The organism is Cedecea sp., from assembly GCF_036500665.1.
In the GTDB taxonomy this organism is placed as follows: domain Bacteria; phylum Pseudomonadota; class Gammaproteobacteria; order Enterobacterales; family Enterobacteriaceae; genus Cedecea.
On record NZ_DASYBS010000108.1, the window covers coordinates 1 to 25,889 of the forward strand.

At 56.5% G+C, this 25,889-nt stretch carries 25 protein-coding genes and 1 pseudogene; 17 read left to right on the top strand and 9 right to left on the bottom strand.

The window, feature by feature from the left end; translation table 11 throughout:
• Nucleotides 1–83 precede the first annotated feature (83 nt).
• The 5 genes from VGM55_RS18765 to VGM55_RS18785 all read right to left on the bottom strand — a co-directional run bounded on the left by VGM55_RS18765 (nt 84) and on the right by VGM55_RS18785 (nt 5,594).
• A complete protein-coding gene (locus tag VGM55_RS18765) occupies nt 84–1,400 on the bottom strand; it encodes a ShlB/FhaC/HecB family hemolysin secretion/activation protein (RefSeq protein ID WP_331636310.1) in 1,317 nt (438 codons plus the stop codon).
• Between the two features lie 299 nt (nt 1,401–1,699).
• The gene (locus VGM55_RS18770) at nt 1,700–2,515 is read right to left on the bottom strand and encodes an ABC transporter permease (RefSeq protein WP_154188926.1); all 816 of its coding nucleotides are present in this window, start codon (nt 2,513–2,515) and stop codon (nt 1,700–1,702) included.
• On the bottom strand, nt 2,512–3,345 hold the full coding sequence (locus tag VGM55_RS18775) for an ABC transporter permease (RefSeq protein ID WP_154188927.1): 834 nt from the start codon (nt 3,343–3,345) through the stop codon (nt 2,512–2,514). Before VGM55_RS18775 ends, VGM55_RS18770 begins: the two co-directional genes overlap by 4 nt.
• A 56-nt stretch (nt 3,346–3,401) precedes the next feature.
• Complete coding sequence (locus tag VGM55_RS18780) at nt 3,402–4,541, bottom strand: extracellular solute-binding protein (RefSeq protein ID WP_331636311.1); 1,140 nt, start codon at nt 4,539–4,541, stop codon at nt 3,402–3,404.
• A gap of 27 nt (nt 4,542–4,568) precedes the next feature.
• A complete protein-coding gene (locus tag VGM55_RS18785) occupies nt 4,569–5,594 on the bottom strand; it encodes an ABC transporter ATP-binding protein (RefSeq protein WP_154188929.1) in 1,026 nt (341 codons plus the stop codon).
• Nucleotides 5,595–5,755: 161 nt separating this feature from the next.
• Between VGM55_RS18785 and VGM55_RS18790 the strand changes: the two genes are divergently transcribed.
• The 3 genes from VGM55_RS18790 to VGM55_RS18800 are packed head-to-tail and all read left to right on the top strand — an operon-like array spanning nt 5,756 to nt 8,313.
• A complete protein-coding gene (locus VGM55_RS18790; RefSeq protein WP_331636312.1) occupies nt 5,756–6,526 on the top strand; it encodes a ribonuclease Z in 771 nt (256 codons plus the stop codon).
• Nucleotides 6,527–6,534: 8 nt separating this feature from the next.
• Nucleotides 6,535–7,542, top strand: coding sequence for a LacI family DNA-binding transcriptional regulator (locus VGM55_RS18795; protein ID WP_154188931.1), 1,008 nt, complete (start codon nt 6,535–6,537; stop codon nt 7,540–7,542).
• Between the two features lie 9 nt (nt 7,543–7,551).
• On the top strand, nt 7,552–8,313 hold the full coding sequence (locus VGM55_RS18800) for an inositol monophosphatase (protein WP_331636313.1): 762 nt from the start codon (nt 7,552–7,554) through the stop codon (nt 8,311–8,313).
• A 37-nt stretch (nt 8,314–8,350) separates the two neighbouring features.
• On the opposite strand, the gene VGM55_RS18805 is transcribed toward VGM55_RS18800, so the two are convergent.
• Nucleotides 8,351–9,133, bottom strand: coding sequence for a chitosanase (locus tag VGM55_RS18805; RefSeq protein WP_154188933.1), 783 nt, complete (start codon nt 9,131–9,133; stop codon nt 8,351–8,353).
• 157 nt (nt 9,134–9,290) lie between these two features.
• Here VGM55_RS18805 and VGM55_RS18810 point away from each other — a divergent pair, with 157 nt between their 5' ends.
• The 4 genes from VGM55_RS18810 (at nt 9,291) to VGM55_RS18825 (ending at nt 12,276) form a co-directional block, all read left to right on the top strand.
• Complete coding sequence (locus VGM55_RS18810) at nt 9,291–10,685, top strand: cytochrome ubiquinol oxidase subunit I (protein WP_331636315.1); 1,395 nt, start codon at nt 9,291–9,293, stop codon at nt 10,683–10,685.
• Nucleotides 10,685–11,698: a cytochrome d ubiquinol oxidase subunit II gene (gene cydB, locus VGM55_RS18815; protein WP_331636316.1), complete on the top strand. Its 1,014-nt coding sequence runs from the start codon at nt 10,685–10,687 to the stop codon at nt 11,696–11,698. Before VGM55_RS18810 ends, cydB begins: the two co-directional genes overlap by 1 nt.
• Nucleotides 11,698–11,820: a DUF2474 domain-containing protein gene (locus tag VGM55_RS18820; RefSeq protein WP_154188936.1), complete on the top strand. Its 123-nt coding sequence runs from the start codon at nt 11,698–11,700 to the stop codon at nt 11,818–11,820. The genes cydB and VGM55_RS18820 overlap by 1 nt, the downstream gene beginning before the upstream one ends.
• 168 nt (nt 11,821–11,988) lie before the next feature.
• The gene (locus VGM55_RS18825; RefSeq protein WP_331636317.1) at nt 11,989–12,276 is read left to right on the top strand and encodes a hypothetical protein; all 288 of its coding nucleotides are present in this window, start codon (nt 11,989–11,991) and stop codon (nt 12,274–12,276) included.
• Nucleotides 12,277–12,307: 31 nt separating this feature from the next.
• Here the strand turns inward: VGM55_RS18825 and VGM55_RS18830 are convergent, their stop codons facing one another.
• Nucleotides 12,308–13,231, bottom strand: a complete 924-nt coding sequence (locus VGM55_RS18830; protein WP_331636318.1) for a tetratricopeptide repeat protein — start codon at nt 13,229–13,231, stop codon at nt 12,308–12,310.
• Nucleotides 13,228–15,456, bottom strand: a complete 2,229-nt coding sequence (locus VGM55_RS18835; protein WP_331636320.1) for a glycosyl transferase family protein — start codon at nt 15,454–15,456, stop codon at nt 13,228–13,230. Before VGM55_RS18835 ends, VGM55_RS18830 begins: the two co-directional genes overlap by 4 nt.
• A 311-nt stretch (nt 15,457–15,767) precedes the next feature.
• On the opposite strand from VGM55_RS18835, the gene VGM55_RS18840 reads away from it, so the two are divergent.
• Nucleotides 15,768–16,097 carry an SMR family transporter gene (locus tag VGM55_RS18840; protein WP_039293274.1) on the top strand — a complete coding sequence of 110 codons (330 nt, stop codon included), beginning with the start codon at nt 15,768–15,770 and terminating at the stop codon, nt 16,095–16,097.
• A gap of 37 nt (nt 16,098–16,134) precedes the next feature.
• Here the strand turns inward: VGM55_RS18840 and VGM55_RS18845 are convergent, their stop codons facing one another.
• Nucleotides 16,135–16,683 (bottom strand): helix-turn-helix domain-containing protein, encoded by a 549-nt coding sequence (locus VGM55_RS18845; protein ID WP_154188940.1) that lies wholly within the window; start codon nt 16,681–16,683, stop codon nt 16,135–16,137.
• 105 nt (nt 16,684–16,788) lie between these two features.
• On the opposite strand from VGM55_RS18845, the gene VGM55_RS18850 reads away from it, so the two are divergent.
• The 9 genes and pseudogenes from VGM55_RS18850 to VGM55_RS18890 all read left to right on the top strand — a co-directional run bounded on the left by VGM55_RS18850 (nt 16,789) and on the right by VGM55_RS18890 (nt 25,508).
• On the top strand, nt 16,789–17,448 hold the full coding sequence (locus tag VGM55_RS18850) for an AzlC family ABC transporter permease (protein ID WP_331636326.1): 660 nt from the start codon (nt 16,789–16,791) through the stop codon (nt 17,446–17,448).
• Complete coding sequence (locus VGM55_RS18855) at nt 17,448–17,771, top strand: AzlD domain-containing protein (RefSeq protein WP_154188941.1); 324 nt, start codon at nt 17,448–17,450, stop codon at nt 17,769–17,771. Before VGM55_RS18850 ends, VGM55_RS18855 begins: the two co-directional genes overlap by 1 nt.
• Nucleotides 17,772–17,967: 196 nt before the next feature.
• Nucleotides 17,968–18,207 carry a DUF2554 family protein gene (locus tag VGM55_RS18860; protein ID WP_061277926.1) on the top strand — a complete coding sequence of 80 codons (240 nt, stop codon included), beginning with the start codon at nt 17,968–17,970 and terminating at the stop codon, nt 18,205–18,207.
• A 118-nt stretch (nt 18,208–18,325) separates the two neighbouring features.
• Entirely contained in the window at nt 18,326–19,951 is a 1,626-nt protein-coding gene (locus VGM55_RS18865; RefSeq protein ID WP_331636321.1) for a TIGR04028 family ABC transporter substrate-binding protein, read from the top strand.
• Nucleotides 19,952–19,960: 9 nt separating this feature from the next.
• On the top strand, nt 19,961–20,905 hold the full coding sequence (locus VGM55_RS18870) for an ABC transporter permease (protein ID WP_331636322.1): 945 nt from the start codon (nt 19,961–19,963) through the stop codon (nt 20,903–20,905).
• Nucleotides 20,902–21,761, top strand: a pseudogene (locus VGM55_RS18875) (ABC transporter permease). The gene VGM55_RS18870 and the pseudogene VGM55_RS18875 overlap by 4 nt, the downstream one beginning before the upstream one ends.
• Nucleotides 21,758–23,377: an ABC transporter ATP-binding protein gene (locus VGM55_RS18880; protein WP_331636323.1), complete on the top strand. Its 1,620-nt coding sequence runs from the start codon at nt 21,758–21,760 to the stop codon at nt 23,375–23,377. The pseudogene VGM55_RS18875 and the gene VGM55_RS18880 overlap by 4 nt, the downstream one beginning before the upstream one ends.
• Nucleotides 23,374–24,420 (top strand): putative FMN-dependent luciferase-like monooxygenase, encoded by a 1,047-nt coding sequence (locus tag VGM55_RS18885; protein WP_331636324.1) that lies wholly within the window; start codon nt 23,374–23,376, stop codon nt 24,418–24,420. The genes VGM55_RS18880 and VGM55_RS18885 overlap by 4 nt, the downstream gene beginning before the upstream one ends.
• Nucleotides 24,417–25,508, top strand: coding sequence for an alkylhydroperoxidase domain protein (locus tag VGM55_RS18890; protein WP_331636325.1), 1,092 nt, complete (start codon nt 24,417–24,419; stop codon nt 25,506–25,508). The genes VGM55_RS18885 and VGM55_RS18890 overlap by 4 nt, the downstream gene beginning before the upstream one ends.
• Nucleotides 25,509–25,889 lie beyond the last annotated feature (381 nt).

Here is a 25,889-nt window from a genome sequence, read left to right on the forward strand (position 1 = left end):
GTATCTGGCTCAGGCAGAGCCTTCAGGATAGACTTACTCATGGCGTATCACCTCTCTGTTGTTGAAATCTGTCACGAAATCAATCAGCAGGATACGCCACCCTCTTCAAATCCCCGTACACCAGAAATGAGCATAACTCCCCAGTGAGAGCCGACGGGCAGGTAATAACTGGCTGACAGTTGCCATTTACTGAACTCCGCCTGCGGTGCTCCGTCTGATTTATGTTTGTCATTTTCAGCACCTCCCCAGGAGACACCGCGGCTCAAAGCCGGATTAAGGGTGCCGTAACCTCCCCAGAGTTTTTGGCTATGGTTAATACCTGCAAACCAGTGCGCCAGCTTACGGCTGCTGCTGTTTAGCTGAATGTCATTCAGATAATTGCGGCTGTTACGCCAGTTAACGCCCGACATCAGTCCGGTTTTAACGTTTTCGTCCCTGTAAAGGACTCGTGAGAGAGATAAACGATGCGTTTCGCTGTCGCCGTTGTAGCGCCAGACATAAGGCTGTCGGTAGGTTGAGAGATAGCGGCTCCAGCTGTAGCCGTATTCCGCCGTCCAGTAACCATAGGGAAGGTTCACGCTTGTTTGAAAATGCTGTGAATCATGGTCATTCGCAAAATGACTGCTGCGGCCTCCGGACATCACCCAGCGATCCGCCAGACCGAGCAAATTATTGCCAACCAGCTTGCCGCTAATTTGCCCTGTCCCCGTATTTTTTTGCCCCACGTTGTCATGGCTTAACCCAAATTGAAGCGGAAATTCATCTGGCGCACGAAGGTTAACTACGGATTGCCCTGGATGGTCTCCAGGAGAGATATCAATTTGTATCGGCTGGTGACGCAGGCGGTTGATTTGTTCCATACCCTGCTCAATGTCTCTGAGATTCAGTGGCTCGCCGAGGCGGGAAGGGAATGCCATCGACAGCATTAGCGGTGTGTCTTGATCCAGGTTGATCTCCTGCAACCGCCCTTCCAGAACCTGTAACTGAAGCACTCCCCGGCTAAGATCCTGTTCTGGCAGAAGGGTGCGACTGGTGATATAGCCATGATCCAGATACCAGCCAGAAACTTGCTGAACTAAAGCCTGAATTTGACTCAACCCAAGGCATCGATGTAGCAAGGGGGAAATGAGCCGCTGACGAGTATCAACAGGGAGAAGGTTGGCTCCTGAAAGCTGAATATCATCAATATCGAAACAAAGGGTTTCGCTAGCAGGTTGCCGAAATAAAACTTCAGGTGCTAACGGTGTATTATGTTCCAGTGCTTCACGCTGCTGGCGATTTTTTTCCAGTCGTTCACCTTGATGCCTGAAAGCTTCAGTCGCCTCAAACTTACCCGGGTCGGTATTAGCCAAAGAGGGAAGAGAAATAAATAATAAAAATGGAATAAATATTATCTTCATGGAGAAAGGTCACATCCTTGTGATATTTCTCCATTCTAACAATCTCACCCTGCCACTAAAAGACAAACGGCATCATAAAGTTAATTAATCTATTAAAGTATTAAAGCCAGGTGTATTTGATTCTTTAGATTGCAATGTGACGCATTTAAAAACAAGAGCTATTAATTATTCAGGATGAAGATACCCGGCAAGTGGATTATATTCATTTAAATATAAAATAATGATTGGCATCATATTCACGAAAAGCATAGTTAATAGAAAACAATTTTCTCTGCCCTTTAAAAAAGTGCGTATTCCCATCACTTGCCCATCTTCGACAGCATTTCCGGGCGCATAAATTTATGGATGACCAGCATAAACAGCAGCGACGGCACCAGTAAAATCAGCGCGGTAATGGACGACACCTGGTAGTTCCCTGACATGCTGGCGTTATACAGCAGCAGCGGCAGCGTGGTGATGTCCGGCGCACCGACGAAGAAGGTGCCGGTAAATTCATCCAGCGATTCGAGGAACACGAAGATCCCGGCGGCCATGATCCCCGCAGACGCCTGCGGCAGCACGATATGCCAGAAGGTAAACAGCGGCCCGGCACCGAGATTGCGGGAGGCCCTTGCCTGCAGCGGATCGATAGCCGAAAACGCGGCCACGCAGATCCATATCGAATACATCAGGCCATGCACGCTGTGCACCAGCACCACGCCCGCCACGGTGCCGTTCAGCCCCCACTGATAGAATAGCCGCGCGATGTTCATATATACCGTCAGGTTCGGGAACGCCTGAGGAATCAAAAACAGCAGCATGAACATCACCCGCAGCGGCATTGCCCGGCGGGACAGCGCATAGCCTGCGGGAATAGAAATCAGCAGGCAAACCAGCACCGACAGCACGGCAATAAACACGCTGGTCAGCAGCGAGCCGGACACATCGCTGTACGGGCTAAAAACCTGATACCAGTACTTTAAGCCCCACTGGCTCGGCAGCGTATGCGGGTAAAACCAGCTTTCCGCCACCGTCCAAATCAGCAGGTTCAGCAGCGGGCCAAACATGGCGAACAGCATAAAGGCCAGCAGCAGCGCCTGCAGCGGCAGGCCAAGTCGTCCTTTCACCAGTTTCATGCCTCACCTCCTTTCTGACGCAGGCTGTAGCGTAGGTAAAACCAGGAAAGCGCCCCGCAAATCACTAGCGAAATCACGCCCAGCGCATTAGCCACCGCGTAGTCACTGTATGAGTTAACGCGGAACGCCATATCCACGGTCAGCATTGTTGGCGTCCCGGTGCCAATCATCAGCGGCACGGAAAGAACGGACATAATGGTAACGGTCGATAGCACCAGCGCGACGCCAATGGCAGGTAGCACCTGAGGCAAAATAATGTCGAACAAAATACGCACGCGCGCAGCCCCTAAATTTCTGGCAGCAAGCACCTGCGAAGGCTCCAGCGCCGCCATCGCACCACAGATTAGCAAGGTCGCAAACGCCAGCTGCTTCCAGACGAAGGTAATGATGATCCCTTTCCAGCCGAGCCAGGAAATCGTGTCCAGCGGCTGCACCAGATCGCTGGCGACCAGCATGTTATTCATCAGGCCGTTTTTGGCGAGAAAGGTACGCATCATCTGCGCGGCAACGATAAACGGAATAAACAGCGGCAGCCGGTATAACACGCCCAGCAGCCGGACAATCAGGCGGCATGAAGACAGCGTAATCACCGCAGAAATCGTAATCGACAGCACCGCCAGCAGCGCAACCGACACCAGCACGATGAAAACCGTAAACAAAATATCGTTCGAGTAAAGCGACAGCACTTTGGCAAAGTGCTGCAGGGTCAGCGCTCCGGCGTCCGAGGTAAAAGCGGCAACCAGCGAAAACCCAAGCGGATAGAGAAACAGCACCACAATCATCAGCGCGGCGGGACTGACCAGCAGCAGATAGTTTAGCGAAACGCGCATAACAAACCTTAGCACTTAAGCGCGGTGCCCAGCCGGAGCCGGGCGCCGGAAAAAGATTAGTTAGAAACCTGGCTTTCGTACCCTTCTTTGATGTCGTCAAAGTAAGGGGCTATCGGGAAGCTCTTGCCGTAATCGGCGAGCGCTTTCGGGGAGATCTCAGCAAACAGCTTGCTCCAGGTGGCGTCGTCCAGCTTCGGCTTGACGTACTGCGCGTCGATGCCCGGATACCAGTTAAACTGCTTCACGATCCCGTCGGCCTGCACTTCAGGGCTGGTTGCCAGCGCGATAAACTCACGCGCCAGTTCAGGCTGCGCTGCTTTAGCTGGCGTAACGTAGTACATCGGCTGCCCCGGCATTCCCGGTGAAAGCAGAGCCAGTTTGATGGACGGCGGCAGTTTGCCCTGATCTTTCCAGGTGTAGAACATATCCACCCAGACCGGCCCCATGGCGATCTCACCGCGCGTCAGCATGTCCAGCGTCCCGGCGTTACCCGGCGTAAAGGTCACGTTTTTATTAAACTCTTTCAGCTTCTCAAACGCCTGCGACCAGTTTTTCTCTACGCTCTTGTCATACGGCAAGGCGGATAAACGCCGGGCGTCGGTGCCGTAGGCGTAAATCCAGCCGACGACAAAGCTGACGCCGGACATGCCGTTTTTAATGCCGTTATAGCCGAACGCCTGCGGGTGCTTCGCAGCCCACGCCACCAGCTCGTCATAAGAGGCCGGTGGGGATTTCATGGTTTCGCTGTTCCAGGCAATGGCCGTCTGGCTCAGGAACATCGGCATCACATAGCCGTCTACGTTCACGCCCAGCGCGTTTTTGGCGTTGTCCGCCGTGACCATGCTGCCCGTTTTGATCTGCTGACGGTATTTTTCCAGCAGCCCTTTCTCCACCAGCTCACCGCCCGCCTTCTGGTGCACCACGGCCACGTCGATATCCCAGGTTTTGGCGCCGCTCTGCTGTTGTGCGCTCAGTTTTTCGATGATTTTGTTTGATCCTGAATCCCCCGGCCCGGTACCGACAACGCGCACTTTTACGCCCGGATGCGCGGCCTCAAACTTCGGCCCCAGCCAGGTTTTGACGTAATCCACCATATTCTGGTCACCCGCGGTGGCCACGTTTAAAACGGTTTCTGCCTGTACGCCAGAGCTTAAAAACAGCGCCGTGACGACTGTAATCCTGGTTTTAGCAAACATAATTACCCCTCAGAGAAATAGAATGGTTCACGCCGTGTGGGACAAATTAAAAATATGCAGGGCTGCCTCGGGAACGTGCAGCCTGACCGCTGAATTAAGCGGCAAATTATCGGTAGAATCGGCATGAAAAAGACGTTGCCGACAGCGAATTGCGTAACGGTAGTTGTGGCCAATAAAGGCATTTTGCTCAACTACGCCCTCCAGCGTTAATCCATTCTCTGGCGCGTCTTTATTTAAAGATGAGAGTGCAGCGTCTGAACTTCTGAAATAAATAACCTGTTGGTTATCATTTTTTAATGAATATAACCCCAGGGCAGTCATTTCCTCTGCCGAAATATGGTTATCGGCGCCCATAAAATCGGCGACAAAAGGCGTTGCGGGCTGCTGGTAAATGACTTCCGGCGTGCCCGTTTGTTCAATCTGGCCATTGTTCAACACCACGATACGGTCAGCCATCACCAGCGCTTCCTGCTGATCGTGGGTCACAATCACCGAGGTAAAGCCGAGCTTTTTCTGTAGCTGCTTGATTTCATGGCGGACGTTTAGCCGTACCCTGGCATCAAGATTGGACAGCGGCTCATCCAGCACCAGCACATCCGGCTCAATCGCTAACGCCCGCGCCAGCGCCACACGCTGCCGCTGCCCGCCGGAAAGCTCGGTAATTTTCGTTGTGGCAAGGCCGTTAAGATTCACCATCTGCAATAGCTCAAGCACTCTGGCCTGAATAGCGTCCCGCCGCCACTTACGCAGCTTTAAGCCGTAGCCAATATTTTGCTCAACCGTTAAATGCGGCCACAGCGCATAGCTTTGAAAGACCATGGTGATATTGCGCTGTTCCGGTGGGCTTTGGGTTATTTCATTTCCGGCGACTACAATGCGGCCCTCTTTGACGGGAATAAACCCGCACAAGGCGTTTAATAATGTCGTTTTTCCGCAGCCGGACGGGCCAAGTAAAGCAATCATTTCGCCTTTGTTCACGGCCAGATTAATATCTTTCAGCACCACCTTATCGCCGTAATTAATTTGAAGGTGCGCCATTTGCAGGTAGCTCATAACGGTATCCGAAATGTCTGTTTACGTCTTTTTTGCCCTGAATGAACACGTGTTCATTTCGTTGTAAAAAAAATGAAACGCCGATCAGAGATGATGTGCGCCTACTGTGGCGTGTCTTTGTGACACTTTAATTAACCGCGATAAATATTTAGCGAGGGATAATGAAAATTGACGTGCTTGGCTGCGGCAGCGCCTTCTCCCGCTGGCAAAATACTTCCGCGCTGCGGGTGATTGACGATGAAAACCGACAGTGGCTTATCGACTGCGGCCCTACCGTTCCCCGCGCGCTGTGGCAGCGCGGGGGCAATATTAACGACATCGACGTGCTGTTTTTTACCCATGTGCACCCGGACCACTGCACCGGCTTACCCGCCCTGCTTAATCACTGGAAAAGTTTTGCCCGCCAAAAGCCGCTGGTGATTTACAGCCAGCCGGAACAGCGACAGGTGCTGATGCAGCTGGCGCTGCTCGCCAACTGGCCTGATGCAACGCTCTGTTTCCCGATAGAATGGCGAGACAGCGAAGCAGATTTCCGCTGGCAGAACTGGCACATTCGCACCGCCCCAACCCGCCATGAAATGGCCAATCTTGCCGTGCGCATTGATATCCGTGGCCACGGCCTGTTCTACAGCGGCGACGGCAGGCCCACCGAAAGCTCAGTCGCGCTGATGGCCGGTACCGACCTTGCGTTTCAGGAGTGCGCCTCGCTGTCTGAGCTTGCTGATGATGCCTCCCACGGCGATTTCCCTGGCTGCCTGGAACTATTTAAATCACTGGCGCTGCCGTCTTTGGGGTTGTATCACTGCAACGACGCCATTTTACCGGCGCTGAAGCTGGCCTGCCGTCCCCATGCCGGGCTGTTTGTCAGCCATGACGGCCTGCAGTACGACTTCCATCAGCAGCGCTTTTACACTGAGGATTATTTGCCTTGAGTTCGTCGATGCATAAACAAAGCGTCACCGCCGAAGACGTTGCGCGCCGCGCGGGCGTTTCACGCGCCGTGGTTTCCCGTGCGCTCAGCAACAACGGCAGCATCTCACCGGCAACCCGGGAGCGAGTATTACGGGTTGCCGAAGAACTTGGCTATCAGGTGAATTTCCTTGCCCAGGGTCTTAACCGCAGGCGCAGCCACCTCATCGGCGTTATCGTCTCGCGCATCGACGATCCGTTTCGCAGCAGCCTGCTCGACGGTCTGCTCGGCGAAATTCAGCGCAACGGCTTTCAGGCGCTGGTGACGGAAATCCGGTCAGAGCAGGAGCTGGCGGAAACGCTGCGTCATTTCACTCAGTTTCGCGTCTCCGGCGTGATTGTCACCTCAGGCACGCCGCCCGAAGCGCTGGTGAACGAATGCGTACAGCAGCAGATCCCGGTGGTCGGCATCAACCGCCAGCCGGAGATTCCCGGTGTGGATTATGTCTGTTCCGATAACGCAGCGGGCGCGGTGCTCGCCGCCGAACAGCTGGTCAACAGCGGCTGCCGGCGCTTTGGCTGGCTCAACAATCACCAGTCGACCTGGGCCGGCAGGATGCGCGGCGCGGCTTTCCGAGTGGCCCTGAGCGAATGTGGCATAAACGTCGATAAAAGCCTCGTTGAGCTGCTTTCCTCAAAAGAAGGCTACGAAGGTGGATTACAGGCGGCGGCTGAACTCGGGCAAATACCACAGGGCATTTTCTGCGCCAACGCCCAGCTGGCCTGCGGATTTCTCGACGGCATGCGCCAGCGAGGCAAAGACGCGCCGCAGGATTTTCAGCTTATTGGCTTCGACAACACGCCGCAGACGGCGCAGTACAGCTACCGGCTCACCACCCTTAATCAGGATGTTGCAGAAATTTCGCGGCTGGCGCTGCTGCATTTGCTGGAGCGCGCCATCACCCCTTCACAGCCTTCACGCACCAGTTGGGTGAAGGTCGATTTGATCCACCGGCACACGTCGCTTTCCCTTACCTAAGAGCAAAACATGACAGAACAACAGCAGCAGGCGTTATGTACGTTAATTCGCGAAGCGGGTGCCCGCGCCCAGGCGCTGCGCGATGCAGGCTTAAACGTTGAGAAAAAAGGTCGTCAGGATTTCGTCTCACAGGCCGACGTTCTGGTTGAGCAAGAGATTAAAAACTGGCTGAAAGTACATTGCCCGCAGGACGGTTTTCTTGGTGAAGAAAGCGGCCTGGCTGAGGGCAAGCGCGGCGTCTGGGTACTTGATCCGGTTGACGGCACCACTAACTTTATCCTTGGCATGGACTACTGGTGCATCTCTCTCGCTTATGTCAGGCAGAACGTGATTGAGCTGGGGATTATCTATGCGCCCGACCGCGATGAGTTCTTTTTTGCCCGCCACGGCGCGGGCGCATTCCTGAACGGCAACCCGCTAAAGCTTCACGAACCGTCATCCGAAAGCGTGGTCATTGGCCTGGGCCGCTCGAGCCGCGCCCCCGTTCCACTTTATGCACGCACCATAGAGGATGTTCTGAACGACGGCATGGAGTACCGCCGTTTTGGCGCAGGCGCGTTGATGCTGGCGCACGTTGCCGCGGGCGAGGTTCACGCCTACTACGAAGAACATATGAACAGCTGGGACGCGCTCGCCGGGCTGCTGCTGATCGCCGAAGCAGGTGGTTCCAGCAACACATTTCTCGCCAATGATGGCCTGCTACGCGGCAACCTGGTGCTGGCGGGCTGCACCAGCGTTCAGGAGAGACTGGCAGCTCTGCTTGAAGCGTAAACTGTAAGCCCCCCGCCGGGGGCGGGCTATAAACCGTTTAGCGTTCGATGACAAAATCTTCGTCATTGGTTCGCCAACGCAGGGGCGGCGTCAGGCTGTAGTTTCCTTCATTGAGAAAACGGCGCTGCTCAAGTTCGACGCGCGACGTCTCCTCGTGGGCTTTTTCTTTACGCATGATCATCACCCGCGCATCTAAAAACGCATTCAGCCAGGCCTTTTCGCTTCCGCCGTGCGCGGGCGTTTTGGCGACTGCTTTTGCCGCCGCACGAATGCCGCCAAACGCCTCGCGTTGGCGGCCTGGCCCGTGCATCACCAGCGCATCGTAGTAAATAAATTGCCCGAGAGGACCGAGCCCGTCCTCTTTAGCCTGCTCGACGGCGGGCTTAAGATACTGCTCGCTGAGGATTTGGTCCTGCGCCGCTCTGAACGCGGGATCTTTTGCCGCCTGCTTCCAGGCACCGACAAAATCAGGGTCAAGCCCGGTATGGGCGCTATCGTCTTCTGCCGCGAGAGCTTTCAGTGCAGGCAGATAATCAGAGAGCGGGTTTCCCGCCCGCATCGATGTATAGCGTGCCACAACGTCCAGCATATCTCCGTTAGCGGAGGTAAACCCGATAAGTCCGGCGGTATAACCGCGATCGTCGTCGATATCCTCTATATAGGCATACTGTTTTCGCCAGTCGAGCGAGGCGTTCTCCGCGCTTGAAACAAGCTGCATAGCAATCTCTCTTTTTGCAGGAGTAAGCAGATCTTCGGCGAATACCTGAGAAGCCAGGCAAAACCCGACCAATAAAAATACACCAACCCTCGGTGACAACATCGTTTTCTCCTGACAAGAACGCTCGCGATATAGACCCGCCCGTTTCAGATTGGTTCTCGGGAGAACTGTTATCCCTTTTTCCCGCCCCTCTGTTTCTACAACCCAGACGTGGCGCGGCCTACAATCGAGCCGAATATTTTGCTATGCGGAGTTCTGCATGTTCGGTTTAGATGCTTTCCACCTGGCAAGGATCCAGTTTGCTTTTACTGTCTCCTTCCACATCATTTTTCCCGCCGTCACCATCGGTCTTGCCAGCTACCTCGCGGTGCTGGAAGGACTATGGTTGAAATCTAAGGATCCGGTTTACCGCTCGCTGTATCACTTCTGGTCGAAGATTTTTGCCGTCAATTTTGGCATGGGCGTGGTCTCCGGGCTGGTCATGGCCTACCAGTTCGGCACCAACTGGAGTGGGTTTTCCCAATTTGCCGGCAGCATCACCGGCCCGCTGCTGACCTACGAAGTGCTGACGGCCTTCTTCCTTGAGGCCGGTTTCCTTGGCGTGATGCTGTTCGGCTGGAGCCGTGTTGGCCCAGGCCTGCACTTTTTTGCCACCTGCATGGTGGCGCTGGGCACTATTATTTCCACCTTCTGGATCCTCGCCTCCAACAGCTGGATGCAAACCCCACAGGGCTTTGAGATCCACAACGGCCAGGTGGTGCCGGTGGACTGGCTGGCGGTGGTGTTTAACCCTTCCTTCCCCTATCGCCTGCTGCATATGTCGGTCGCGGCGTTTCTCAGCAGCGCCTTCTTCGTCGGGGCATCTGCCGCCTGGCATCTGCTTCGTGGCAACGGTACGCCGGCCATTCGCACCATGTTTTCAATGGCGCTGTGGATGGCGGTCATCGTCGCGCCACTCCAGGCCATGATCGGCGACATGCACGGCCTGAACACGCTGAAGCATCAGCCGGCCAAAATTGCCGCCATTGAAGGGCACTGGGAAAACCGCCCCGGTGAGCCGACGCCGCTGCTGCTGTTTGGCCTGCCGGACATGGAGCAGGAACGCACGCGTTTTGGCCTGGAAATCCCGGCGCTGGGCAGCCTTATCCTCACCCACAGCCTGGATAAACAGGTCCCTGCGCTAAAAGCGTTCCCGAAAGAGGACCGCCCCAATTCACCGATTGTTTTTTGGTCGTTCCGCGTGATGGCTGGATTAGGGATGTTAATGATCCTGCTCGGCGTCGCCAGCCTGTGGCTTCGCTACCGTGACCGGCTGTTCGACAGCCGCCCTTTCCTGCATTTTGCGCTGTGGATGGGGCCGTCGGGACTGATTGCCATTCTCGCCGGGTGGATAACGACGGAAGTTGGTCGCCAGCCGTGGGTGGTGTATGGCCTGCTGCGCACCAAAGACGCTGTTTCTGCGCACGGCACGCTGCAAATGAGCATCAGCCTCGCCGCCTTCTTCATTGTGTATATGTCGGTGTTTGGCGTCGGCTACGGCTACATGGTCAGGCTTATCAAAAAAGGCCCGCAGCCGTTTGACGACCACCCGACTGAAGGAACCCCGTCCCGCCCGCTTTCTGCGGTCACCGAATCGCTTGAGGAGCCGCGCTAATGGGCATCGATTTATCCGTTATTTGGTTTGTGATTATCGTCTTCGCCACCCTGATGTATATCGTGATGGACGGTTTTGATCTGGGCATTGGCATCCTGTTTCCGTTTATTCGCGGCGGTGAGGATCGCGATGTGATGGTGAATAGCGTGGCTCCGGTCTGGGACGGGAACGAAACCTGGCTGGTGCTGGGCGGTGCCGCGTTGTTCGGCGCGTTCCCCCTGGCTTACGCGGTGATCGTCGATGCGCTCACGATTCCCCTGACGCTGATGCTGATCGGGCTGATTTTTCGCGGCGTGGCATTTGAATTCCGCTTCAAAGCCACGCCCGCGCATCGTCCCTTATGGGATAAAGCTTTTCTGGGCGGCTCGATTCTGGCGACGTTCTGCCAGGGCATTGCCGTTGGCGCGGTGATTTCTGGTTTCTCAGTGACCGGTCGCCAGTTTTCAGGCAGCGAACTCGACTGGTTGACGCCGTTCAACCTGTTCTGCGGCCTGGGGCTGGTGATTGCCTACGCCCTGCTGGGCGCTACCTGGCTGGTGATGAAAAGTGAAGACCCGCTGCAAAAAAGGATTCGGGCGCTCATCCCAGCCTTATTGTTGGCGCTTTTGGCGGTGATTGCGGTGATTAGCGTCTGGACGCCGCTGCGCCACCCGAACATTGCCGAACGCTGGTTCAGCCTGCCAAACCTGCTGTTCCTGTTGCCCGTTCCGCTGCTGGTTCTGCTGTGCAGCCTGTGGCTTTGGCGCAGCGTCCGCACGGCGAACAGCCTGCACGCCACGCCGTTTGTGCTGACGCTGGGGCTGATTTTCCTGGGCTTTAGCGGGCTGGGCATTAGCATCTGGCCAAACATTATCCCGCCCGGCATTACGCTTTGGCAGGCCGCCGCGCCGCCGCAAAGTCAGGGCTTTATGCTGGTTGGCGCGCTATTTATTATCCCGATAATTTTGGTCTACACCTTCTGGAGCTACTATGTGTTCCGCGGTAAGGTGCAGCACGGCGAGGGCTATCATTGATGAAACAGACAGCCAAAAGAGTGATGTGGATGGTTATTTTATGGGGTGCCAGCGTATTAGCCCTGGCGGCTATCGGTATGGGATTCCGCCTGCTGATGACCGCCGCAGGATTTAAATCTTAATTACCTGAGCTGTACGTCGGGGAAGGGAATATATTCAGCCCTTCCCCATTAATGCGTCATAAGCCCACAGGGGTGAAATTGATTTTCTTTCAAACTGTGCTAATTCTTTATGCGTTAATGAGGAAAAACAGTTAACCGTCTCAATGAAACATTCAGAGGATGACAAAGATGAAATATCTGCTACCTGCCCTGGCTTTAACGCTGTTAGTTTCGTCACCTGTTTTTGCGGCAAAACAAATTACTCATGAAGAATCACCTGGTTATACCAAAATTGGCGATCTTTCCCTGACCCAGGACGGCACGCCGACGGTCGGGCATAAGGATTTATCTAAAGAGGTAAATCAAAAATGCGAAGAGTCCAACGTGAAGCCTGCCGACTGTTTTTATGTGATTGTTGCCGCCACGGGCGACGAATCTAATCATAAAAACATTAATGTCGAAGTCTTCAAGAAATAAATAACCGGACGGCCCTTAATAAAGGGCCTTTTTATTTTATTAGCGTCTCCGCAGAATAGCGCTCTGTCGTTTTCATACCGCCCCACTTCATCTTCAAATCTCGCCAATTGCGCTTTTCACTCCCGGAGGTAAACCGGGGATGATGGCTCGCAAGGTAAGCTCTCAGTGCCGGGTAAGCTTTTCTTTCGGCCAGGGACTGCGCATAGGCCAACTGCATGCCCGGGGAATTCATCACGCCCTGCTGTTGAAGATCGAGAATACGGCGATCGCGCCCAAGGTGGAGCAAAATGGCAAACCATTGCTGATACTGCGCTTCATTCAGCGTGACCAGTCGATCGTGCAGCGCAAATCCCCGGTCAGCGATGTGCCATTTTTGCAAATCGATAGCCCGCTGGGTCAAATTGTTAATCAACGCCTGGCCCCTGGGCGATGCGCGGAGCGCTTCGTCATTAAGCTGCTGCATGGCGATATCCAGTTCCCCTAGACTGACGGCATAGTGACCAACCTCGGCCCGGCAGACGACCGACGGAGAACCTGCACAGGCGTCATCAAGCACCAGAAGCTGTTCGCGGGTCGTTATTTTTTTCTCCGGCTTTGGAATGGCATCCAGCGCCTGACGGAGCTGCGCATTGCCCGGCGTTTTACGTAACTGCTCGTTTAATAGCGCGATCGCTTTATCGTGGTGGTTGAAATGGAGATAGGCTTCAGCCAGCCAGAGCGTCAGCCGGATACTTTCCGGGGCCAGCATATGGGCGTGCTGAAAACTGTCTAACGCCCGCGACTCATTATTGGACAGAAGCGCTTGGTGCGCCCTGGTGATATGTGGGTAGACCTTAAAGTAGCGGTAGTCGCTCAACCCGAGATCGTCCCTCGACCCTTCTGAAGTCGCCAGCGCGTAACCGGCAATCGTCAGGCTACAAGCCAGCGCCATTAACCATTTCAGATACTTGCTCATGCTAATTCTCCGATCAGGCTGGAGATTTGCAGGCTGCTCAGCCCGGCGCTGTGCATCAGCCCGCTCAACGAAGGCTGCAGTTTTTTCTGCTGTTCCAGGGCGTGGTCGACCGCAGCCTGCCCGACGACACCTTCCTGCACCAGAAAATCGCCAAATTGCATGTCGCTGCGTTCATAGCGCAACAGAACTGCTTTCAGCACGGCCGCATCCAGATAGCTTTCAGTGATTAACACTTCTGCAAACAGGATTTGACCGGACACATACTCGTGCCATAGCGCTTCAGCCCGCTGTGGACTCAGCATCCCCGCGGCCGCAGCCCTGGAAAGCAACGCGAATTGCTCGGTATTTTGTGCGTCGCCGTACCCCTGTCTTAGCCCAACCACAACCTCACCGCGAGGCACGATAACATAGCGCACGGGGCGGCCAATCTTGCGTGACAGCGCCGCCAGTGAAACGGGATCCAGCCGGCTTTCACTGGCAAGAACCAACCGGTCAGGCTCTTCTCGCAGCGGTAATACGGCGTAATGACGCGCCACCCCTGAAGGTAGCGCGGCGATGAGTCGTTTATCGAGGCAGCGGCAATCCATGCGCTCCATAGGTACGCCAGCCTGTTCTGCCAGCGCCTGGGCAAGTTGCAGCCCATTGATAACGCCGCTTTTCAGCAGCCGCCCGCCAAGTTTCAGGCCTGGAACGCGCTGTTGTATGGCCTCATCCAACTGATGCTGGCTAATCATGCCGTGTGCCATCAGTATTTCACCCAACGGGCGCAGGGCCGGGTTCCGGGCCTGCCCGTGGGGAAAGTCATGCAGGGTTTTATCCCAGGCCACTCGGTGCGGATCGCCGTGCAAAATCACCTGCCGGAGAGCGCGGCAATTAGCCATAAAATTGATCAGAGTGCCCCAGAACAGCCGTGGAATGCTCATCACCCCCTGCCAGAATCCGTAAAAGCCGGTGACGAAAATAATACGCTGCACAAGGCGGTTGGCCATCAGGCCGAGATTAATCCACAGCAGGATGACGAACCATTCATCACAGCAAAATATCGACATAAATTGCCAGGCGTCATCCACGGTGTGCTGATAAATCCAAAGCGCCGCCAATTGGATAGCTATCAGCATGGCGCCAAAACCCAGAAAATTAATCAGGCCGCCCTTTCTGTCTCGCCACAGGAAATAATTGAGCGTCCAGCTTGATGTCCAGCGATGGGTTTTGAACCCCTGAAAAACAGTGCCGATTATCCAGCGTGATTTCTGCCGCACCGCCGCGCGAAAGGTATCCGGGAAATATTCACGGACGCAAACCACGTTAGGCGTTCGCCGCCACGCCCCAAACAATCTCTGCGGCTCATCGGCAACGTCCCGCACCTGAAAACGGCAAAAAGTCTCCGTCATGCCTTTTTTCCGCAAGCGGAAACTGATGTCGTACTCCTCGCTCAGGCTTTGTGCGTCGAAAGCCCGACCGTCACCGTCCGCCAGCAGCGCAAGTACGGCCCGGCGGCTAAAGCAGGTTCCTACGCCCGCGCTGGGCACTTGCTCGGATAAAGCCTCACGGACGGGCACATCTTTACCCTGGAGTTCGGAAAACTCATCCAGATAGCTCAGGCTGGTGAAGTGCTTCCAGCTTCGTTCAAGCGGATAAACCGGGAGCTGAATCAGATCGTTGCGGTCGACCAGGGCGTTAAACAGGCGCAGTTCGAGCGGGGAGATAACGTCCTCCGCATCGTGAAGAACAAAACCGGAGAAGCTAAAACAGGCGTCACGTTCAAACTGAAAAACGGCATCCAGGATATTGTTCAGGCAGTCGGCTTTGTTCGTTGGGCCTGGCCGGGCGCAGACGACTTTATGCACGTTAGGAAAACGAGCGCATACGTCCTCAACGTCGCGTTGGGTTGTGGCGTCGTTCGGGTAGATACCAATAAAAATATGGTAGTTTTCGTAGTCAATCGATGTCGCTGCCAGGCGGGCCATTTTGCCCACAACGCCCGTTTCATGCCATGCTGGCACCAATATTGCTAATGGTTTTTCCTGCAGCTGGTACAGCGCCTGGCGGCTGACATGCCGGGGTTGACGATGCAGGGTACAGGCGCGCCACGCGCGACGGAACCAATACACAACGTCAATAAAAAGGTCGTCTATTCCATTGATAAATATAAAAATAGCCAAACCCATTGCGATTACTTTGACACCATAAAGATAGCTTGAAAAGTAATCCACCCACCCGTCCATGCCTCACCCCAGAGGTTAGTTATTGTTTATCTGGCCGCGATTGTTTCATCGCCACCACAATGTTACCGGTATCATAGGGGAACAGAATATTCCTATAAAGCATAATATTTCATTTTCCTGTCATTTAAACCTTAAACAAACTGGCACTTAACCTTTCAACCAGCATAACTCTCGACATTTAACAAATTAAACAGCCCATATACACAGCTGGAATATCTATAAACCTTTTCGTTTTCCTGTCTTTCGAAAAAATCGGCGCCAGGTCAAAATAGCGCTCCGCAACCGCCGTTTACCACTGGATACAACCGAACATGACCTACAGCTGGCTTATTCTCGCAATCGTTGCCGAAGTGATTGCTACCACCGCTTTAAAACTTTCCGATGGTTTCAGCCGCCTGTGGCCAAGCGTGGTGACGATTCTGTTCTATGGCGTTGCGTTTTACGCGCTGTCGATAACCATGCGCACAATTCCGACCGGGATCATTTATGCCATCTGGTCAGGTGCCGGGATCGTATTGATAGGTATGATTGGCTGGCTTTTCCTCGGGCAAAAGCTCGACTGGCCTGCGCTGGCGGGCATGGCGCTGATTATTCTTGGCGTGCTGGTGATTAACCTCTTCTCCAAATCCGTGGCCCACTAATGAAAACGGGCTGTCTTAAAAGGACAGCCCGCGTCGATTAATTCTGCTCCGCCACCATAATGGCCATGGTATCCGCTTCCAGCGCGCGGAAAATATGCGGCTGGTCCGCCGGGTAACAAATATAGTCCCCAACCGCCAGCTCTTCTGCCGATTCGGTTAGACCAACGAGCGCTCGCCCCTGGGTCACAATCATATGTTCCACCGATCCCGGAGGATGAGGCTCTGAAAGCCGCGGCGTGCCCGGCTGCGCTTCAACCAGATAGATATCCCGACGCACGCCCGGCGGGCAGCTTGCCAGTAAAATAGCCACATAGTTGGCCTGCTCGGCGGAAATTCGGCTGCCTTCTCCCCGGCGGATAATCTGCGTTCTGGCGCTTTGCGGCTCCAGCAGCGTGGCAAACGGAATATTCAGCGCTACGCACAGCGCCCAAAGCGTCTCCAGGCTAGGATTACCGTTTCCCGCTTCCAGCTGAGAGAGCGTGGATTTTGCAATGCCGGCCCTGCGGGCCACTTCCGCCAGCGACAGCCCTGCGCGCCCGCGCTCCCGTGCCAGGCTTCTGGCTATAGTGTCTATTGGCTGAGTCATTAAACTCCCCACTGTTCGATAAAATGAACGATTCGTTCGCTTGATATGGTAGCAGATTGCGGTCATTATAATGACGATTTCGTTCGATATGGAAACCATTACATGATGCGCGCCCACCTCCGCACCCTGCCCGGAGACACCAAAAAAGCCATTTTCCTCATCTGCCTCGCCGTCGGCGTCGTGGGCGTCTCTTACGGCTCACTCGCGATGGCCTACGGCTTTCCCCTCTGGCTGCCGGTTCTGGCCTCTTTTGTCGTGCTGGCGGGAGCATCCGAATTTATGTTTATCGGCATTATCGCCAGCGGCGGTAATCCTTTTGCGGCCGCGATGGCTGGCCTGCTGGTCAACGCCAGGCATATTCCGTTTGGCGTCGCCGTGCGGGAACTGGTGGGCACGCGCCTGCTAAGCCTCCTGGGCTGCCATATCATGAACGACGAGAGCGTCGTTTTCGGCCTGTCTCAGGCCACGCCTGAAAAACGCAAAGCCGCCTACTGGCTCTGCGGCGCGGGTGTCGCACTCTTCTGGCCTGCGGGAACCCTGCTCGGCGCAGGCGTGGGCAGCCTGCTTCCTTCGCCGGAAGTTATCGGGCTGGACGCGGTTTTCCCGGCTATTCTGCTGGCGCTGGTTATTCCGGCCTTTAAAAGCCGTACCACGCTGGTTCGCGCCTCAACCGGGGCCGCTATTTCACTGGCCGCCACGCCTTTTGCTCCCGTTGGGCTGCCGGTGCTGCTTTCCATGTTAGGCCTGCTGGCGAGGAAAAAATAATGACCAATACCCTTACCGTGCTTGCCGGGCTGGCCGTGCTGTCTGCGGGAACGTGGCTGATGCGCTTTAGCGGCGCAAAGCTCGGCAGCAAGCTGGCGCTCTCCGACCGTGCGCAAAAGCTGCTTAACGACGGGGCGACCACCCTGCTGTTTTCCGTCGCCCTGGCGACCACGTTTTTTGAAGGCTCTCATTTCGCAGGGTACGCCAGGTTTGCAGGCGTGGCCGTGGCGGTATTCCTCGCCTGGCGCAAAGTACCGCTGATCTTCGTGATTATCGCCGCCGCGCTGGTGACGGCGCTCCTGCGTCTGGCGGGTATTCACTGATCGGGCTGCCGCCTTTACGGCGGCCTCCCTGCACACCTCAGGTTAACCGCAGCGCAACAAAAGATCTTCCTTGCTCGTTTTTACCTTGCTGACAAACCTTTAACTCACTTTTGATAAGTCGAATAGTTCCGCGACGGGATTATCGCTAGAGTAGCCACGTTCCGTACAAGAAAAAACACACACGAGGCGTGGCAAGATGGCAATAAAAAACCAGCTGAATATTATCCTGTTATTAATTGTGACCGCCCTTTTCTCCGGCCAGACCCTGGCCGAACGTCACGGACATGAATACTTCGTGGTGAAAGATATCGATATTCAGCTTAGCCACCAGGCAGACAGCGATGAACTTCGCCAGGCGGCAGAAGATTCCGCTGATGATTTCCGGGAACACCATCATGCGGTCACCCACAGACGGCCAGCCACCTATTTGCGTTAAGTCGATTTTCAACAATCGTTAGTAGATTTTCTTCGTTCTCATCCTTTATTGCCTGAGTTGTTATGAGTTTCAAGGCGCTGCGGGCGCCGCTAACAACCAGACAATAAAGGATAACACCATGCCATCATCGCCTCGCCAGACCGCTATCGCTCGCGGGCTGGCATTAGCAGCAGCCTTTGCTGCTTTCAGCACCAGCGCCGCCCCGGTTAAAGGCGGGGAATTGGTCTACCTGGAACAACAGGCTCACACCAACCTTTATCCTCCGGCCGGGGGCTTCTACCCCAACGGCGGGATCCTGAACCAAATCACCGACAAACTGACCTGGCAGAACCCTAAAACGCTGGAAGTTGAGCCGTGGATTGCCGAATCCTGGACCAGCAACGCCGACAAAACCGAATACACCTTCAGGCTGCGGCCAGGCGTGACGTTCTCCGACGGCACTCCGCTGGACGCCAACGCGGTAGCCAAAAACTTTGATACCTATGGCCTGGGCAATAAAGCCCTGCGCCTGCCGGTTTCCGAAGTCATCAACAACTACGATCATAGTGAGGTTGTTGACCCGCTGACCGTGAAATTCTTCTTTAAAAAACCTTCTCCGGGCTTTTTACAGGGTACCGCAACCATCGGCTCAGGCCTGGTTTCCCTGAAAACGCTGGCGCGTACCTTTGATGAGCTGGGCGATGCCCGCAATATCATCGGCTCCGGCCCGTTCGTGGTGCAAAACGAAACCCTGGGCCGCGAAGTGGATTTAGTCGCCCGTAAAGACTATCAATGGGGGCCGAAAAACAGTCCGCAGCAGGGGCCAGCCAACCTCGATGGCATCAAGATTCTGGTCACGCCGGAAGACAGCGTACGCATAGGTGCGCTGCTGGCGGGCCAGGCCGATTTTATTCGCCAGGTACAGGCCTACGATGAGAAGCAGGCCACCGACCAGAAGTTCCCTATCTACGCAGCCCCCACCCGGGGCGTGAACGACGGCATTGCGCTGCGCCCGGATAACCCGCTGGTAGCCGACGTTAAAGTTCGCCAGGCGCTGCTGCACGGCACCAACGCGCAGCAGGTTGTTGACACTCTCTTCTCCGCTAATTATCCGGTGGCTACGTCGGTGATTGCCAGCACGGCAGCCGGCTATGTTGACCTGCGCGATAAGCTGAAATACGACCCGGCTCTGGCAAACAAGCTGCTCGATGAAGCCGGCTGGCAAAAAGGCAGCAACGGCATTCGCCAGAAAGACGGCAAACCGCTGGCGCTGACCATTTACGAATCTCTGCCGCAGCCGCAGAACAAAGAAGTGCTTCAGCTGGTAGCCCAGCAATGGAAGCAAATAGGCGTGGGCCTTAGCGTTCGTGCCGGAGATGCCGGTAGCCGGGTGCTGGATACCAACAATCCGCAGAAAACCGGGGTTAACGTTATCGAAGTGGGCCGCGCCGATCCGGATGTGATTAAAAGCCAGTTCCATCCGGCCAACCGTGATGCCCTGCTGCAAAAAGGCGGCCTCAGCGCTACCTCGCAGTTTAGCGACGACAAGCTGAACGCCCTGCTCGTCGGGATCTCTTCCGAAGTCGATCCGCAGAAACGCCTGGCGCTGGCGGGAGATGCCCAGCGCTATCTGATTGACCAGGCCTACGTGATCCCAATTTTTGAAGAGCCGCAGGTCTTTGCCGGTGCACCGTGGCTAAAAGGCGTGGCGTTTGAAGCCGTAGGCCGCCCTTCGTTCTACGCCGCCTGGCTTGAAAAACACTAAGGAGCAGCCATGACACGTTATCTGGCCGGGCGCGCTGCCCAGGCGTTGCTGGTACTGTGGGCGGCCTATAGCGTGTCGTTCATTCTTCTGCAGCTATTGCCAGGAGACGCCATCCTGATCAAATTCCAGAACCCTGACCTTGGGCTTAGCGCGGAACAGATTCAGGAGATGCGCGTTATCTACGGCGAAAGCACCCCGCTGTGGCAGCAGTATCTGACAACGCTTGGCCATATGCTGCGCGGTGATTTTGGCTATTCCATCGAGGCTGGCGTTTCGGTCAGCCAGCTGATTACCGCCAATCTGCCTTCGACGCTGCGCCTAGCCGGGCTGGGTTTTGCCGCCGCGATTATTCTCGCCGTCGGTATTTCAGCGGCCTCCACGCTCGCACCGCTTCGCTGGCTTAGAACGTTGTTTGCCAATCTTCCGGCGTTGTTTATCGCCGTGCCGACCTTCTGGCTCGGCATTGCGTTAATCCAGCTGTTTTCCTTCCACTGGCGGCTGATTCCGGTAATCAATCCCGGCTTCTGGCAGGGGCTCATTTTGCCGGTCGCCACGCTCGCGGTGCCAATCAGCGCCCCGCTTGCCCAGCTGCTGATGCGCAATATCGACCAGGTGCTGACTCAGCCTTATGTGGCGGTTGCGCGTGCAAAAGGCGGCAGCCGCGCGGGTGTCCTGTGGCGACACGTTGCCCGCAACGCCCTGCTGCCGGTGCTGACCGTGGCCGGTTTGCTGCTGGGTGAACTGATTGCCGGGGCGCTTATCACCGAAACCGTCTTTGGCCTTAACGGCCTGGGACAGCTGACCCAGCGGGCGGTGAATAACCAGGACGTCGCCGTGCTGCAGGCGGTGGTGATGATTTCCGCCCTGAGCTTCGTGGTCATTAACCTGCTGGTGGATGTGATTTATCCCCTGCTCGATCCGCGCCTTAAGTCTATTCGGGGAGTAACCGCATGACGACCGTTGATATCAATACCCCGCTGCCGCGAAGGACGGAGCGCCGGCTCTCCGGCTTCCGCGCCAGCATTCAGCCCGGCCTTTGGCTGGCCTGGTGCACGCTGATTATCGTCGCGCTTTGGGCGCTGTTCCCGGCGCTGTTTACTCAGTGGAGCCCGACGGAAGGCGTGCCGGGTGCGCAGCGTCTTGCCCCCCAGGCCGGGCACTGGCTGGGCACCGACCAGCTCGGGCGCGATCTCTACGCGCGCATCGTCTGGGGGGCTTCCCACTCGCTTTCCGGCGCGCTGGTGGCCGTGACGCTTGGCCTGGTGGTCGGTACCGCGCTTGGCGTCCTGGCCGGGGCAACCGGCGGCAAGACTGAACACGCGCTAATGCGCGGCGTCGACGTGCTGCTGGCAATCCCCGGCCTGCTGCTTTCGCTCAGCGTTATTATTCTGCTTGGTTTCGGCACGGTGAATGCGGCCATCGCCGTCGGGATTACGTCGATTGCCAACTTTACCCGCCTGGCCCGTGCGGAAGTGGTTCGCATCCGCCACAGCGATTATGTCGAGGCTGCCGTCGGCAGCGGCGGCACATTCCTGCAGGTGCTTTGGCGGCATATTTTGCCGAACGCGCTGCCTCGGTGTTCGCCTTTGCCGCACTGCAGTTCGGCTCCGCTATTCTGGCGCTGTCTACGCTGAGTTTTCTGGGTTACGGCACCCCGCCGCCGACGCCGGAATGGGGCTTACTGATTGCCGAAGGCCGGAACTACCTGGCGACGGCCTGGTGGCTTTCTACGTTTCCAGGCGTCGTTGTCGTAGCCGTGGTGTTGGCCGTCAACCGCATTAGCCACCATTTTGCCCGGAGGTCGTCATGAGTACGCCGCTGTTAAAAATTACTAATCTGAGCATCGCCTGGCGCCAGCGCGGCGGTAACAAACGCGTGGTGCACAACGCCTCCTTTAACCTGCACGCCGGAGAAGTGCTGGCGATAGTCGGTGAATCAGGATCGGGGAAAACGACCCTCGCCCAGTCGATTATTGGGCTGCTGGGTGAAAACGGCATTATCGAATCTGGCGAAATCCAGCTCAACGGTGAGCCTGTCAGCCGCTGGTCAGAACGTCAGCTCGACGCCCTGCGCGGGGCCAGCATCAGCCTGATCCCGCAGGATCCGGGCAGTTCGTTAAACCCGGTAAAAACCATCGGCCAGCAGGTGGCCGAGGTGCTGAAGCTTCATACCCGCCTGCCTGGAGCCGAGCGGGAAAGCCAGGTGGTTGCGCTGCTCGAAAAAGTGGGGCTCAGCCACCCTGCGCAGCGGGCCAACCAATACCCCCATCAGCTTTCCGGCGGGATGAAACAGCGGGTGCTGATCGCCATGGCTATCGCGCTTAAACCCGCGCTGATTATTGCCGATGAGCCGACCAGCGCCCTGGACGTTACGGTACAGAAGCGCATTCTCGATTTGCTGGATACCCTGCGTCGTGAATCCGGTACGGCGGTGTTGTTCGTGACGCACGACCTGGCGCTGGCCGCCCAGCGTTCCGACCGTATTCTGGTGTTCCGCGACGGGCGAATCCAGGAGTCAGGCCCAACCGCTGAAGTGGTGAAGCACCCTAAGAATCCTTATACCCGCCAGCTGTTTGCCGATGCGCCTGGGCTGTCGCGCGCTCTGCGCCCGTGGCCGCTACGCGCGCCACAAACCGCCGCGATTGAGATCCGACACCTCAGCCAGCATTTTTCGCTTGGCAAAGACAGCGCCCAGACGCTGCGGGCGCTGGACGACGTTTCGTTTACCGTTGCACGTGGAACCACCCACGCGCTGGTCGGCGAGTCCGGATCGGGTAAATCGACGCTGGCGCGTATTCTGCTTGGCTTCCAGACGCCGGACGCCGGGAAAGTGCTGATTGACGGTATCGACACTACAGACCTCAGCCCGGAAGCCCGCCGCCAGCTCCGGCAGAAGATTCAGCTGGTTTATCAGAACCCCTTCGCGTCGCTTGACCCGAGCCAGACGCTGTTTCGCATTATCGAAGAGCCGCTGCTGAATTTCGGCAAGCTGTCGAAGGCCGAGCGGCGCGCCAAAGTTGAAGCCATCACCGAACGCGTTGCGCTCCCGCTTGAGGCATTAACCCGTAAACCTCGCGAGCTTTCTGGCGGGCAGCGCCAGCGCGTCGCCATTGCTCGCGCGCTGATTCTGGAGCCACAAATTCTGGTGCTGGATGAGGCCACCTCTGCGCTGGATGTGACGGTGCAGGCGCAAATTTTACGCCTGCTCGACGACTTACAGCGGCAGCTCGGTCTGACTTACCTGTTTATTTCTCACGACCTCGCCACCGTCCGCCAGCTGGCTCACAGCGTTTCTGTTCTGCGCGCCGGTGAGCTGGTGGATAACGGCCCGATTGCCGACGTATTTAACGCCCCGGCCAGCGATTATACCTGGCAGTTGCTGAACGCTATTCCCGATATTGGCTCCGGCCATAAGGACGTTGCATGACCATTAAACGACTGGGCTTTTTTACTCGCCTGCTTGACCACGCCCCGGCCGCCGAACGCTATCGGCTGGCAACGGAGCAAATTATTCACGCCGAATGGCACGGTTTCGACGCCGCCTGGGTAGCACAGCACCACTTTCACGAAGCCGAAGGCGGTCTGCCTGCCCCGCTGGTTTTTCTGAGCCACGTGGCGGCGCACACCCGGCGCATACGGCTTGGCACAGGCATTATTACCCTGCCAATGGAGTCTGCGCTGCGCGTGGCGGAGGACGCGGTTGTGCTGGATCTGCTCAGCGGCGGGCGCTTTGAGCTTGGCGTCGGTTCAGGCGGCACGCCGGGTTCTTTCCCGGCGTTTGGACTACAGAGCGCGGAAAGGGGAAAAATTTACGCCGACAATCTCGCAATACTGCGCTCGGCCCTGAACGATGAGCCGCTTGCGGGCACGGATAACCACCTTTACCCGGCCTCACCGCAGCTAAAAAACCGAATCTGGCAGGCGACTTTTTCCGTCGATGGCGGCGCACGAGCGGGAAAAGCGGGTGACGGGCTGATGCTTTCCCGCACCCAACCTCGTCCGGTCGACGCGCTGGATATCCCGCTGGATGTGATTCAAAACCCTATCATTGATGCCTATCTGGACGCCTTGCCCGAAGGTGTTGAGCCGCGCATCCTGGGCTCAAGAACCGGTTTTGTCACCGACGACGGCGAACTGGCCAGACAGCTCGCGGCAAGAGGACTGCGCCAGCAGGCAGAACAGCACCGGGCGCAGGGACACCCGGTTTTGGGCGACACGCTGGATAGCCATATTGCCGCGTTTGACGTTCACCTGGGCACGCCGCAGCAGGTTATTGCCTCCCTGCTCCGCGACAGCACGCTCCAGCGCGTGACCGATCTTTCGTTCCAGGTGCATTCCATCGATCCGCCGCACGCCTACATTTTGCGTTCCATCGAACTGCTCGCGCAGCAGGTTGCCCCGGCGCTCGGCTGGGTTCGCAGCAGCGCCCGCCCAACCGCTACATCTTCACTGTCTAAGGAGTCATTATGAGTCAATCGGATCTGCTCAATCAGCTGGCAGACATTATCCCCGGCACCTCGCTTGCTGAGGCTCGGGAAATTCGCGAAGCCGCAACAAGCCACGCGCAGGGCAGCTACGAGGCGCTTTTCGGCGAGGCCAGCGCAAGTGGCCTGACATTAGTGGAAAGGCTTCATCTCGCCAGGCGAGTGGCGGAATGGCACGACGATGCCCGGCTCACGGACCATTACACCCGGCGTCTGGCAGGCAAACCCACCAGCGAACGCTTTAGCACTCTGCTCGATCATGCTGAGAGGCTAAGTTTTCAGCCGGTACAGGCTGGCTCGCAGGACGTCAACGCCCTGACTCAGGCGGGTTTTAGCGAAGAAGAAGTGGTGACACTGTCACAAATTGTTGGCTTCGTGGCCTTTCAGAGCCGCCTGCTGCGCGGGCTGCGCCTGATTGGCGGCCAGCCGGTAGACGGCGAGCAGGTGCGCATTCCGGCTGCCGGAGAGTGGCACCGACAGCCGCTCACCGCCAGCGGCAAATCCGCCCCGGTGGCGTTTACCCAGGCCGAGCTTAACTGGGAACCCTGGATAGCCGCCCTGCCTTATGCGGAATACGGCCCGGAGCAGCAGGAAACGCTCAAGCGTTTCGGGCACCAGGACTCGGATTATTTCCGCCTGCTGGGGCGCAACCTGCCGGTGTTGGAGCAGCGTACCCTTACCGACAAAGGGATTTTTTATACGCCGGGCGGTTTGCCCCGTGCCGAACGCGAGCTTGCCGCCACGGTTGCCAGCAAGGTAAACGGCTGCATTTACTGCGCGTCGGTTCACGCCCGCAAGGCCAGCCAGCTTTCAAAACATAACGAAGCCATCGAACGTTTGCTCGCCATCGAACCGGGCGGGACGCTGAGCGATGGACAGTCCCCTCGCTGGCAGGCCGAAATTAACTTTTCTGCGGCGTTATCCTCCACCCCAGCGAGCGCCAATGCTCAACAGATACAAGCCCTGAGAGAACTGGGATTAAGCGAGCTTGAGCTGCTGGATTTGGTGCAGTCCACAGCCTTTTTCGCCTGGGCAAACCGTCTGATGCTGACGCTGGGCGAACCGTTTAACTGAGAGATAATGTTGAAAGGAAAATCCCCCACCTGCAGACTGTCTCTTAGTCACAAATACGCTCTATGAAGGACTGGCCAAGGTTCCGTTCACTTCCAGCCCTGTTTTATATGCAGCCACCGAACCGGTGAACGTCTCGGGAGAATCACCGTCATTCCCCCGAGACCCCGGACTCCCGGCCAAATAAATCGCCGCAAGCGGCAAACCTCCGTTTTATCTCCCAGTCCTGGGTCGGCTGAGATGCGTTCCCGACGTCCGGACCCTGGCCAGTCGAAGAGAAAACGGAGGCGATTTAAGCCGGAACCGTGCCTCGCTTTTAACCCCAGCAACACGGAACATCACAGTCGCTTCCGGTTCCACAGCCACGCCCTTGTTCCCGGCTCT

Bases quoted from the DNA above. Each gene is read 5' to 3' on its own strand.
- VGM55_RS18765 (WP_331636310.1), bottom strand. From the start codon at position 1,400: ATGAAGATAATATTTATTCCATTTTTATTATTTATTTCTCTTCCCTCT.
- VGM55_RS18770 (WP_154188926.1), bottom strand. From the start codon at position 2,515: ATGAAACTGGTGAAAGGACGACTTGGCCTGCCGCTGCAGGCGCTGCTG.
- VGM55_RS18775 (WP_154188927.1), bottom strand. From the start codon at position 3,345: ATGCGCGTTTCGCTAAACTATCTGCTGCTGGTCAGTCCCGCCGCGCTG.
- VGM55_RS18780 (WP_331636311.1), bottom strand. From the start codon at position 4,541: ATGTTTGCTAAAACCAGGATTACAGTCGTCACGGCGCTGTTTTTAAGC.
- VGM55_RS18785 (WP_154188929.1), bottom strand. From the start codon at position 5,594: ATGAGCTACCTGCAAATGGCGCACCTTCAAATTAATTACGGCGATAAG.
- VGM55_RS18790 (WP_331636312.1), top strand. From the start codon at position 5,756: ATGAAAATTGACGTGCTTGGCTGCGGCAGCGCCTTCTCCCGCTGGCAA.
- VGM55_RS18795 (WP_154188931.1), top strand. From the start codon at position 6,535: ATGCATAAACAAAGCGTCACCGCCGAAGACGTTGCGCGCCGCGCGGGC.
- VGM55_RS18800 (WP_331636313.1), top strand. From the start codon at position 7,552: ATGACAGAACAACAGCAGCAGGCGTTATGTACGTTAATTCGCGAAGCG.
- VGM55_RS18805 (WP_154188933.1), bottom strand. From the start codon at position 9,133: ATGTTGTCACCGAGGGTTGGTGTATTTTTATTGGTCGGGTTTTGCCTG.
- VGM55_RS18810 (WP_331636315.1), top strand. From the start codon at position 9,291: ATGTTCGGTTTAGATGCTTTCCACCTGGCAAGGATCCAGTTTGCTTTT.
- cydB (WP_331636316.1), top strand. From the start codon at position 10,685: ATGGGCATCGATTTATCCGTTATTTGGTTTGTGATTATCGTCTTCGCC.
- VGM55_RS18820 (WP_154188936.1), top strand. From the start codon at position 11,698: ATGAAACAGACAGCCAAAAGAGTGATGTGGATGGTTATTTTATGGGGT.
- VGM55_RS18825 (WP_331636317.1), top strand. From the start codon at position 11,989: ATGAAATATCTGCTACCTGCCCTGGCTTTAACGCTGTTAGTTTCGTCA.
- VGM55_RS18830 (WP_331636318.1), bottom strand. From the start codon at position 13,231: ATGAGCAAGTATCTGAAATGGTTAATGGCGCTGGCTTGTAGCCTGACG.
- VGM55_RS18835 (WP_331636320.1), bottom strand. From the start codon at position 15,456: ATGGACGGGTGGGTGGATTACTTTTCAAGCTATCTTTATGGTGTCAAA.
- VGM55_RS18840 (WP_039293274.1), top strand. From the start codon at position 15,768: ATGACCTACAGCTGGCTTATTCTCGCAATCGTTGCCGAAGTGATTGCT.
- VGM55_RS18845 (WP_154188940.1), bottom strand. From the start codon at position 16,683: ATGACTCAGCCAATAGACACTATAGCCAGAAGCCTGGCACGGGAGCGC.
- VGM55_RS18850 (WP_331636326.1), top strand. From the start codon at position 16,789: ATGCGCGCCCACCTCCGCACCCTGCCCGGAGACACCAAAAAAGCCATT.
- VGM55_RS18855 (WP_154188941.1), top strand. From the start codon at position 17,448: ATGACCAATACCCTTACCGTGCTTGCCGGGCTGGCCGTGCTGTCTGCG.
- VGM55_RS18860 (WP_061277926.1), top strand. From the start codon at position 17,968: ATGGCAATAAAAAACCAGCTGAATATTATCCTGTTATTAATTGTGACC.
- VGM55_RS18865 (WP_331636321.1), top strand. From the start codon at position 18,326: ATGCCATCATCGCCTCGCCAGACCGCTATCGCTCGCGGGCTGGCATTA.
- VGM55_RS18870 (WP_331636322.1), top strand. From the start codon at position 19,961: ATGACACGTTATCTGGCCGGGCGCGCTGCCCAGGCGTTGCTGGTACTG.
- VGM55_RS18880 (WP_331636323.1), top strand. From the start codon at position 21,758: ATGAGTACGCCGCTGTTAAAAATTACTAATCTGAGCATCGCCTGGCGC.
- VGM55_RS18885 (WP_331636324.1), top strand. From the start codon at position 23,374: ATGACCATTAAACGACTGGGCTTTTTTACTCGCCTGCTTGACCACGCC.
- VGM55_RS18890 (WP_331636325.1), top strand. From the start codon at position 24,417: ATGAGTCAATCGGATCTGCTCAATCAGCTGGCAGACATTATCCCCGGC.